The sequence below is a fragment of the Nostoc sp. JL33 genome, from assembly GCF_017114985.1.
GTDB lineage: Bacteria > Cyanobacteriota > Cyanobacteriia > Cyanobacteriales > Nostocaceae > Nostoc.
Map to the genome: position 1 here is coordinate 272,322 of NZ_JABXKP010000064.1, position 8,537 is coordinate 280,858.

Below are 8,537 nucleotides of genomic sequence, written 5' to 3' on the forward strand. Positions count from 1 at the left end.
GTTGCGCTCCGCTCCACCCAACCTACATCTAATGCACAATTTTTTTGCTTGCCACGCCACTACAGTACTGATTTAACACCCCTACTCCGATTTTCAAGTCAGGTGGATTATTGCAGCAATGGAGTTGTGCCATTACCGTTACTTGACGCATTCGCAATTACAGCTTGAGTAGGTTGAGTAGTAAGAACCGCTATAAGTGGAGTAACTTTTGAACTAGATTGTTTATTTCGTTTTCGATTAGAGCCGCCAGCCTTGGAATACTCTATACTGTTTCTGCCGTAGACAGTTGCAACTCCACTTAGCATTCGTTCAGATATTTCGGAGAGAGCTTTATCCATCTGGGTTACTGTTTTACGCGATTCTTCCAGATTGGAAACCAGCGTATTATTAGCTTCTAGCACAGCACGGGTAGTGTTGATTAAGTGAGTGTAAGCTTCAATGGTTAACCCATGTCCTAAATCCAGATTTTCATCAATAGATTTAAGCAAGGCGAGACGAAGTTGGGCTTTGTCAATAGCAGCAGAACCACGAGTTTTTAAAGACATAACACATCATTTTTTAATAATTACTTTTTCAATATAGTGGAGTATCATTTTGCCTGAGATGGGTAGTTTTGTGGATTTATTTCATTAAAAGTTAAACGAAATAATTACGAGTTTGCCTGTGTTTTTACTCATTTTTCATATCGATTTGTTGTTTGAGAATAAGTACAATCAGCAACAGTAATCACAAAATCAATAAATGCGATCGCCGAAATAGCAATTGCGAACCCCGAAATAGCAATTGCCTACCCCGAAATAACAATTGCCTACCCCGAAATAGCAATTGCGTACCCCGAAATAGCAATTGCGTACCCCGAAATAACAATTGCGTACCCCGAAATAACAATTGCGTACCCCGAAATAACAAATGCGAACTCCGAAATAGCAATTGCGTACCCCGAAATAACAATTGCGAACCCCGAAATAACAAATGCGTTGGCGTAGCCCAACCCAGGCATCGCCAAAATCACAAACGATAAATTGAAACTGCTACGGGGCGATCGCTTAGAATAAAGCAAGTAATGAAAAGTCAATTCATTGAGCTTCAGCAAATGCCTTCCTACTTGGTCAATTTACCTGTTCAACTACAGCAAGAGATAGAGCAATGGGCAACTAGCCAAGGAATTTCCCTCGATCAATTTATTTTGTGGGCAGTAGCAGAAAAAGTTGCCTTCCTTCGCCATCAACTGAACGACCCCTCCTTTCCCTTGATTAGCTATCGTATTGGAAGCAGTGGCCAAAAAATTCCCGTTGTTAGTGGTACAGGAATTCGAGTGCAAACTCTAGCGATTGCTGCTCATCAGTGGGGCTGGTCTTGCGAGCAAATTGTCCAACAGTATGGTATTACTGAAGCTCAGATCAATGACGCACTGGGTTTTTACACTGCCCATCGTACCGAGATTGATGAAGCGATCGCTACAGAACAAGCAATTGAAACTGCTGGTGTCTAAACTCCTGCTGCATTTAGATGCAGACACCTCCATTAAAGCGTTGCATACGGCTCTAGTTGCTCGTGGTCATGATGTGACTCGCACTCCCAATGAATGGATGCCAGAAGATGCTAGCGATGAAATGCAATTGTTGAAAGCCACAGATAACGGACGGTGTATTTTTACCTTCAACATCAAAGATTTCTTGTCCTTGGTTATTCAGTATCCGCAGCATAGAGGCATTATTCTAGCGGCACAAAATAGTTGGAATTTGTCTGACCTCATTCAAGCATTGGATCGCTTGCTATCAGAAACTCAAGCAGAAGACTGGCCTGGGCAAATATGTTGGTTAAATCAATGGCGATGAGAATAGCGTATCAATTGAGAAACAGAACTTTGCGATCGCCAAAATAACAAATGCGTTAGCGTAGCCCAATCCAGGCATCCCCAAATCTATAATTGCAAACACAAAATGCGATCGCTAAAATCACAAATGCATTGGCGTAGCCCGCACTATTTTGTAGGATTGATATCTGCGGCGATTACTCTATTAATTGAATTAGATATTGACTAAGATTATGTAATAGTTTTTTATGCCTTTCTGTTGATATTGTGCCAATTGAGCCAATTATACTGTTACGAGTAATGACAGATAAAAAACTTAATCTAATAACAGATTGACGAACTAACCCACTGAATTTAAAATCATCATCATTAGGTGAAATGATTTCGTCAAAGTTAGGAATATATTGTTTTAATTGTGTACTAATCCCACATATCAAAAAGTCTTGATATTTTGGCATTTCTCTCAAAATCAGCGTAGGACGGTTTTTTATTTCTCCATTTGCTTGAGGAATAGGAGTTAGTATGATGTTACCTTCTTTCATAATTAGGGTTATATTCTTTAATTGATTCTATGGCATATTCTGGTTCATCTTCTGCATAACATTGATTTAAGTTATTTAAAGAGAAGGATTGCCAATTTTCTCTTTCTTCTGTATTGGTTTCTAAAACGGTTACATCTTCGACTTGTGGAAGTGTTGAAGATTTAGTGATTAAATATTCGGCATAATGTAAAAGTTCAATTTTCAGGGAACTGGGCAAATTTTCTATGATTTTCCATAGGGCTGTTTCGGTACTCATAATTACTCCTTTTGGAATTTAGAAGGATTAATATTACTTATGATTTTGATTGTAAAGTACAAGATCGGCAATCGCACTATTTTATAGAACCCATTTGATATCTTTTCTAGACATAGGAGGGTTGCCAGAAGGCTGTTTTAAACAACCTAGTAACCATAGGGCGGGAAATCATAGAGTAATTGCTGCAAAAGTATGAAATCTAGCTTTACACAAGACTTATAGACGGAAGAATAGATCCCAAATGGGTTCTATACTGCGGCTTTAACTGTCACAACCAGGGAAGCTTTGCCTCAATATTGGGCAACCACGCAAAATAATCTCGCAAATGCCTACATGGAGAGAATCAAAGGAGACAAGGCAGAGAATATCGAAAATGCCATCGCTGCTTATACTGCGGCTTTAACTGTCACAACCAGGGAAGCTTTGCCTCAATATTGGGCAACCACGCAAAATAATCTCGCAAATGCCTACATGGAGAGAATCAAAGGAGACAAGGCAGAGAATATCGAAAATGCCATCGCTGCTTATACTGCGGCTTTAACTGTCACAACCAGGGAAGCTTTGCCTCAATATTGGGCAACCACGCAAAATAATCTCGCAAATGCCTACATGGAGAGAATCAAAGGAGACAAGGCAGAGAATATCGAAAAAGCGATCGCTGCTTCTACTGCTGCTTTAATTGTCTACACCCCTTCAGCTTTTCCCCAACAATGGGCATTAAAGCAAAATAATCTCGCAAATGCCTACAGGGAGAGAATCAAAGGAGACAGGGCAGAGAACATCGAAAATGCGATCGCTCATTCCAGTCAAAGCCTCGAACTATCACTCAAACTCAGTTTCGCAGAAAGATTTTAACAAATCAATACAGTTAGCGATCGCCTTCATCGCTAGAGATAACCAAAAACTATAATGAATGCATAAAGCAACCAATACAGGCAAGGTTAGGAGAATCTAAATAATGCAGACTGATAGTATTTCAGAGCAAAGACTACTTGAAAAAATCCGCCAGCTACCTCCCGAAAAAGTTTTGCTAGTTGAAGATTTTATTGATTCTCTGAATCTGCAAAATACAGACCATAGCCTTACCTTTGCAGCAGCAAAACTTTCTGAACCAGTTCTGCTCAAAATCTGGGATAACCCTGACGATGCAGAATATGACAAACTATGAATTTGGTGATGTTATTTTAGTGCCGTTTCCCTTTACTGACCAAACTACTACTAAAAAACGTCCAGCAGTGGTTGTGAGTTCTAATAGCTATCAACGTGAGCGTTCGGATTTAATATTGATAGCCATCACCAGTCAAGCAAATCCAGCAACTTCCTTTGGTGAAATCACAATTACTGCATGGCGAGTAGCTGGTCTTCTCAAACCTTCAATTATCAAACCAGTTTTGACTACCATAGATAAAGGGCTAGTGATTAAAAAGTTAGGACGACTTGAGGAGCCAGACCTTCAGACTTTGCAAAACCTTTTTCTGACTATTTTGGGTTGATATGCGTAGTTTACCGCCGTAGGCATCGCTCCTTCAAATCAAAGCCTCTAAATATCACTCAAACTCAGTTTCGCAGAAAGCTTTTAACAAATCGATACAGTTAGCGATCGCTCCTAAATGAGCAATTTCATATCCATGTGTATTTTGGGTAGGAAATGCCAAACAAGCAGCACGCCCAACATGACCAAATTTCATCGCAATTGAAGCATCACTACCAAAGCTACTCAAAGTTGTTAACTGTACTGGCATATCGAGTTGCTTGGCACTATGGCGCAGTTGCCCATTTAGCCCCTCATCATATATCCCATAAGCATCTTGAGATAAAAGTACAGGACTTTCCCCATCTTTAACAGGATATTCCTCAGATAATGGACAAATTTCTAAAGCAATCAAGGCATCCAAACGCTGATTTTGGGTGAAAAATAGCGCCCCAATTGCTCCCACTTCTTCTTTTGCTGATGCCACTAAATAAACATCAACAACTGGCTGTTTCACGTTTTCAGCCAAAGCTAGCAAAATTGCAACAGAGGCTTTGTTATCCAAAGTGTAACCAGCAATATGATCCTTTAACCGAATTGGACGCTTCCGATGCTTGCCGATTACCATTCTAGTTCCAGGTCGAATGCCAGCTGCTTCTAATTCGGCAGATGTAAGCTTCGTTTCAATCCAGGCATTTTCCCACTTCACAGTAGTATCTTCCTGCTGCACTTTCTGGGGCGATTCATGGGAAACATGGCGGGAACCAAAGCTGAGAATACCATTAATCGTTTCGTTGTCTCCCAGTAAATCTACAACGCCTTCGCCGTAAACCCACGGGAAAGAACCGCCGAGTTTGCTGACTTTGACACGACCTTCATCACCGATATTCTTGACAATTGCGCCAATTTCGTCTTTGTGTGCGGTGATAGCGATCGCTCGGTCTGGATTTTTCCCTGGAATTTTCGCAATAATATTATCGGCGCGATCGCACCAGACTTCCACACCTAGCGCCGCAAATCGTTGCATCAACAACTGGTTAATCTCGGCTTCTGCACCACTAGGAGAATGGTGCATGACTAATTCTTCAATAATTTGAAATAAGCGATCGTAATCCCACATCAATACAGTTAGCTCAGTTTTCAACTGTTATATGAGACTATTGTGCATCAACAACCCGACCTGCTGATACAAGTGCTGACCTTTTTTGTTGACGCTTCAGCACTCCTACCGCACCAAAAGCACCAAGGGCTAAAATCCCCAAGTTGATCGCAGGTTCAGGGACAGACTTAGCCTCAATCGCCGCCAGTGCTGCATCTGCTATCACCTGATGAGCAGCCGTGGTTGGGTGGAAACCGTCCCAGACGAGAAACTTGTTGTTACCTGGGTTACATATATCTAGCCTAGATAGACAAGACTCGGTTACATTCGTAAAACCTAATGCACTTGCCTGATTAAATAAAGAATAAGTATCAACAGAGAAGATGTTGAGATTTGGGTTTTGACTCAAAGCGCTCACAGTTTTTGCTAAACCTAAGTTAAACTCATTAGTCGATTTGCTAAGAGTTGTAGGGTTGCGATCGTTGATTTTCGCTGCTGGTAGCTGTCCCAAATCTGGCAAGTTAAACACCAAAATATTTTTCGCGCCCACTCCTACCAGAGTATTCAACGCCAGGGATATATTATTGATTGGCGTGCTAGAGTCTTTGGGGTTGAGAAAAAAGAAATCATTTGCACCTCCCCACAATGTATAAAGTGCATTTGAATCAGCAGTTTGATTATTTGCTTTCAGAGTTCCAGCAAAACCAAGGACTTGTTTGAGTACTCCCGGTAAATTTGGATTGGGAACTACAGCATTACCTAAACCAGAGCCAGCACCACCGAAAGCGAAGTTTATCCCTTGGGTAGGAGGTGTGGAAGCAATAGTAGTCAATAAAGTAGGCTTTAATCCTAGCTGATCTCCGAGATAATCTACCCAGAGCGGCCCATCGGAAAAACGTCCTTCAAAGTTAGGTGGGCTTGCAGGGTATGTTTTAGCCGTAGCATTATATATATTGCCTGTATCGGAAAGACTATCACCAAATACATAAAGCTGATCAAAACTCGCAGCCGAGGCTTTGGTCGGCAACATGAAAGAAAATAGAACAAATCCTGCTGCTACAGCTTGTTTTTTCATATTCGTTTTACCTGTGGTATTTTTTAGTTTGTTTAAAAGTAATGAAAGGGTGATAGTCTGACAAATTGTCGTTTGACTTACTTTAAAACTAAGTACGTCTATTGAGTTCATTTAGGTTGTTTTACTTAACTATGCCCCAAAAGTTCATCAAACACAGGTAAAAACGCTGAAAATACTTAGATTTACAATTTATTGAGAAAAAATAGGTATATTACAGAGAAATGGCAAAATTTACATATTAAAGGATGGTAATCCTCCACTTTTATGGTATAGGGAGACTAACCGCGCTTTAACTTTAAAGCTTCAGCAGCCGATACACCCTCACCCTGAGTGCCGAAGTACCACAAAACCGTAGCAGCTTCAGCACGAGTTACTGATTTTTTGGGTTGAAACAGAGTCGTATAACCAAACACCCGCCGAATATTCGATTGTTCGCTATTTTGGTAATCAGCCAACACTGCTCTTAAAGCCTTGGGGTCAATTCGCGCTGCATCCTGGAAACCCCAGGTTTGTTTAACTGCATCTAAGTTAGCAGAGGGTAAAGCTTGGCGAGTATCTAGGGGTAATTTCCACAGCAGCAACTGTTCCCGCGTTAGGGGTGCATCAGGACGAAACAAAACTGCTGTAGAATCTCCAGACAAAGGACTAGGAATTAACCCAGCTTCGGCTAATCCCTGAATTGCTGGAAAATCAGGGTCTTTTGCCGACACATCACCAAAAACTGGTTGAGTACTTTCTGATACCAAGCGAATTTGTTTAGCGGGATTGCTGGCATACATCGCATTGTTAGCAGCAATTAGCCAACGGGCGTATTCCCGATGTGTAACGATTTTACTGGGTTCAAACTGGTTAGTTGTGCTAGTAGAGTTGCTCTTAGTTGCCTTTGGTTCCACAGACAAAACACCTAATGCAGCTAAGTCTTGGATATGTTGCCGCCATTCTTGCGGTACCTTATTGAGATCGTTGAATGCCTGAGATTCAGGTGTGGCTGTAAGAGTTATTTGGTTATTAGCGGTGCTTGGTGGCTGTGCTGTCAAGTTTGCGGGTGATACCGGGCCAATGAACTGGGGATTACCTGGTTGAGAAACGGCGTTAGTAGTTTCGTTAGGATTTGTATTTGGAGTAGGTTGTGCCGTTGCAGTACTATTCGGTACGTACTGAATCAATAATTCAGTGGCTGTTTGGGGTTGATTGGGTGTGGCGTTAGTAACTGATTTAGGCTGAATGGAAACCTTCAACAGCAAATCATTACGACGTGCCTCAAAGCCACCTCCGGCATCATCTGTTGGCTGTTGCAAAATCTGCCAGTTATTTGTTTGAAACTGGCTGCGATAAAAGCTAGCAATAAAGTTGCTGGGATCAGAACTCAACCAACGAGTTGAGACTCTGTTTTCTGAACCGCTAGCAGGTGTAACTTCCTGTAGTTTGGCATTGGAATATAGGGGGATATCTTTGGGAAAATCAGCTGGTAACTGAATTGTTGATTCGTTTTGCTGTGCTTGCGCTTGATTACCCTGAGATTCTCCAAAGACAACTGGATTGGTTTGCAGCTTCGGATCTGCCGCCAAAGATTCCTCAAGGTTTTTGGCGACTGGATTGTTAGCACAGGCTGTTAACGAAGTGATTAGAACAGCCCAAATTAGAAATACAGCTGGACGTTTACAGGGAAGCACAGGAAATCACAAATTGAGTTTCAATTCCTACCCTAGCGCAGACTGTTCATTAAATGGGAATGGGAATGGGGGGATTGCGCCTTGCTCTTTTCCACTCCCCCTGCTCCTCTTCCTATTTGTGAAGATGATCATATCTCAAAAAATTAGTAAACGGTAGCAAAAGCTACCGTGTTGTCTTTGTTGTACAGCCATTAGGTTTTATTCCCATGCTTATTTATAGAATTCCCTAAAATTCTGGCAAACTAACATTGAAAGTAAAAAAAACACAAATAAATCTGGAATGCTTGCTAGATAATAGTTTTGTGATTTTGCTGCTCTATTTACTTCTGAGATGAGGGTTAGAGCCACCCACTACGAACTGATCAAAATTAATCTGGCAGACTACTAGTACCGCAAGGCGGAAGTCAAAAGTCAAAAGTCACGCATAACTGTATTCCAAGCTCTTGCGCTATTTGAAATGGTATGTTTATTTACGCGCCCACTGTACTAGATGGTGAATCAATTTTTCAGATAGTTCTGGAAATATTCAATTACCAGAGGATATAACTGAGTGAACTACCCACACTGACTTGGAGTACCAAGTACAGTGTCGGCTTCTGTAATCA

The 8,537-nt window shown here is 41.3% G+C and carries 12 protein-coding genes; 5 read left to right on the forward strand and 7 right to left on the reverse strand.

All coding sequences use genetic code 11. The annotated features are described in order from the left end of the window. Positions 1-107 precede the first annotated feature (107 nt). Entirely contained in the window at positions 108-545 is a 438-nt protein-coding gene (locus tag HWQ23_RS18390; RefSeq protein WP_292830745.1) for a hypothetical protein, read from the reverse strand. Positions 546-726: 181 nt separating this feature from the next. Further along, complete coding sequence (locus HWQ23_RS18395) at positions 727-951, reverse strand: hypothetical protein (RefSeq protein ID WP_292830748.1); 225 nt, start codon at positions 949-951, stop codon at positions 727-729. A 112-nt stretch (positions 952-1,063) separates the two neighbouring features. On the opposite strand from HWQ23_RS18395, the gene HWQ23_RS18400 reads away from it, so the two are divergent. Both HWQ23_RS18400 and HWQ23_RS18405 read left to right on the forward strand, forming a co-directional pair. After that, complete coding sequence (locus HWQ23_RS18400; RefSeq protein ID WP_292830751.1) at positions 1,064-1,492, forward strand: DUF433 domain-containing protein; 429 nt, start codon at positions 1,064-1,066, stop codon at positions 1,490-1,492. Beyond that, positions 1,404-1,838 carry a DUF5615 family PIN-like protein gene (locus HWQ23_RS18405; protein WP_292830753.1) on the forward strand — a complete coding sequence of 145 codons (435 nt, stop codon included), beginning with the start codon at positions 1,404-1,406 and terminating at the stop codon, positions 1,836-1,838. Before HWQ23_RS18400 ends, HWQ23_RS18405 begins: the two co-directional genes overlap by 89 nt. Positions 1,839-2,013: 175 nt before the next feature. Here HWQ23_RS18405 and HWQ23_RS18410 read toward each other — a convergent pair whose 3' ends face one another. Together HWQ23_RS18410 and HWQ23_RS18415 are read right to left on the reverse strand one after the other, a co-directional pair. Continuing rightward, positions 2,014-2,358 carry a type II toxin-antitoxin system PemK/MazF family toxin gene (locus HWQ23_RS18410; RefSeq protein ID WP_292830756.1) on the reverse strand — a complete coding sequence of 115 codons (345 nt, stop codon included), beginning with the start codon at positions 2,356-2,358 and terminating at the stop codon, positions 2,014-2,016. Beyond that, positions 2,345-2,614 carry a DUF2281 domain-containing protein gene (locus tag HWQ23_RS18415; protein WP_256874952.1) on the reverse strand — a complete coding sequence of 90 codons (270 nt, stop codon included), beginning with the start codon at positions 2,612-2,614 and terminating at the stop codon, positions 2,345-2,347. Before HWQ23_RS18415 ends, HWQ23_RS18410 begins: the two co-directional genes overlap by 14 nt. A gap of 285 nt (positions 2,615-2,899) precedes the next feature. Between HWQ23_RS18415 and HWQ23_RS18420 the strand changes: the two genes are divergently transcribed. The 3 genes from HWQ23_RS18420 to HWQ23_RS18430 all read left to right on the forward strand — a co-directional run bounded on the left by HWQ23_RS18420 (position 2,900) and on the right by HWQ23_RS18430 (position 4,107). Next, entirely contained in the window at positions 2,900-3,469 is a 570-nt protein-coding gene (locus tag HWQ23_RS18420) for a tetratricopeptide repeat protein (RefSeq protein ID WP_292830761.1), read from the forward strand. A gap of 103 nt (positions 3,470-3,572) precedes the next feature. Further along, positions 3,573-3,782: a toxin-antitoxin system, antitoxin component, Xre family protein gene (locus HWQ23_RS18425; protein WP_292830764.1), complete on the forward strand. Its 210-nt coding sequence runs from the start codon at positions 3,573-3,575 to the stop codon at positions 3,780-3,782. Continuing rightward, complete coding sequence (locus tag HWQ23_RS18430) at positions 3,769-4,107, forward strand: type II toxin-antitoxin system PemK/MazF family toxin (protein ID WP_292830767.1); 339 nt, start codon at positions 3,769-3,771, stop codon at positions 4,105-4,107. The genes HWQ23_RS18425 and HWQ23_RS18430 overlap by 14 nt, the downstream gene beginning before the upstream one ends. Positions 4,108-4,161: 54 nt before the next feature. On the opposite strand, the gene HWQ23_RS18435 is transcribed toward HWQ23_RS18430, so the two are convergent. From HWQ23_RS18435 to HWQ23_RS18445, 3 genes are all read right to left on the reverse strand, one after another. After that, positions 4,162-5,205, reverse strand: a complete 1,044-nt coding sequence (locus tag HWQ23_RS18435; RefSeq protein ID WP_292830815.1) for a M42 family metallopeptidase — start codon at positions 5,203-5,205, stop codon at positions 4,162-4,164. A gap of 37 nt (positions 5,206-5,242) precedes the next feature. Then, positions 5,243-6,259 carry an SGNH/GDSL hydrolase family protein gene (locus HWQ23_RS18440; RefSeq protein ID WP_292830770.1) on the reverse strand — a complete coding sequence of 339 codons (1,017 nt, stop codon included), beginning with the start codon at positions 6,257-6,259 and terminating at the stop codon, positions 5,243-5,245. Between the two features lie 278 nt (positions 6,260-6,537). Then, a complete protein-coding gene (locus HWQ23_RS18445; protein WP_292830773.1) occupies positions 6,538-7,932 on the reverse strand; it encodes an S-layer homology domain-containing protein in 1,395 nt (464 codons plus the stop codon). Positions 7,933-8,537: the final 605 nt, after the last annotated feature.

Coding starts and splice junctions, on each gene's coding strand:
- HWQ23_RS18440 (WP_292830770.1), bottom strand. CDS start 6,259: ATGAAAAAACAAGCTGTAGCAGCAGGATTTGTTCTATTTTCTTTCATG.
- HWQ23_RS18405 (WP_292830753.1), top strand. CDS start 1,404: ATGACGCACTGGGTTTTTACACTGCCCATCGTACCGAGATTGATGAAG.
- HWQ23_RS18390 (WP_292830745.1), bottom strand. CDS start 545: ATGTCTTTAAAAACTCGTGGTTCTGCTGCTATTGACAAAGCCCAACTT.
- HWQ23_RS18415 (WP_256874952.1), bottom strand. CDS start 2,614: ATGAGTACCGAAACAGCCCTATGGAAAATCATAGAAAATTTGCCCAGT.
- HWQ23_RS18400 (WP_292830751.1), top strand. CDS start 1,064: ATGAAAAGTCAATTCATTGAGCTTCAGCAAATGCCTTCCTACTTGGTC.
- HWQ23_RS18410 (WP_292830756.1), bottom strand. CDS start 2,358: ATGAAAGAAGGTAACATCATACTAACTCCTATTCCTCAAGCAAATGGA.
- HWQ23_RS18430 (WP_292830767.1), top strand. CDS start 3,769: ATGACAAACTATGAATTTGGTGATGTTATTTTAGTGCCGTTTCCCTTT.
- HWQ23_RS18435 (WP_292830815.1), bottom strand. CDS start 5,205: ATGTGGGATTACGATCGCTTATTTCAAATTATTGAAGAATTAGTCATG.
- HWQ23_RS18425 (WP_292830764.1), top strand. CDS start 3,573: ATGCAGACTGATAGTATTTCAGAGCAAAGACTACTTGAAAAAATCCGC.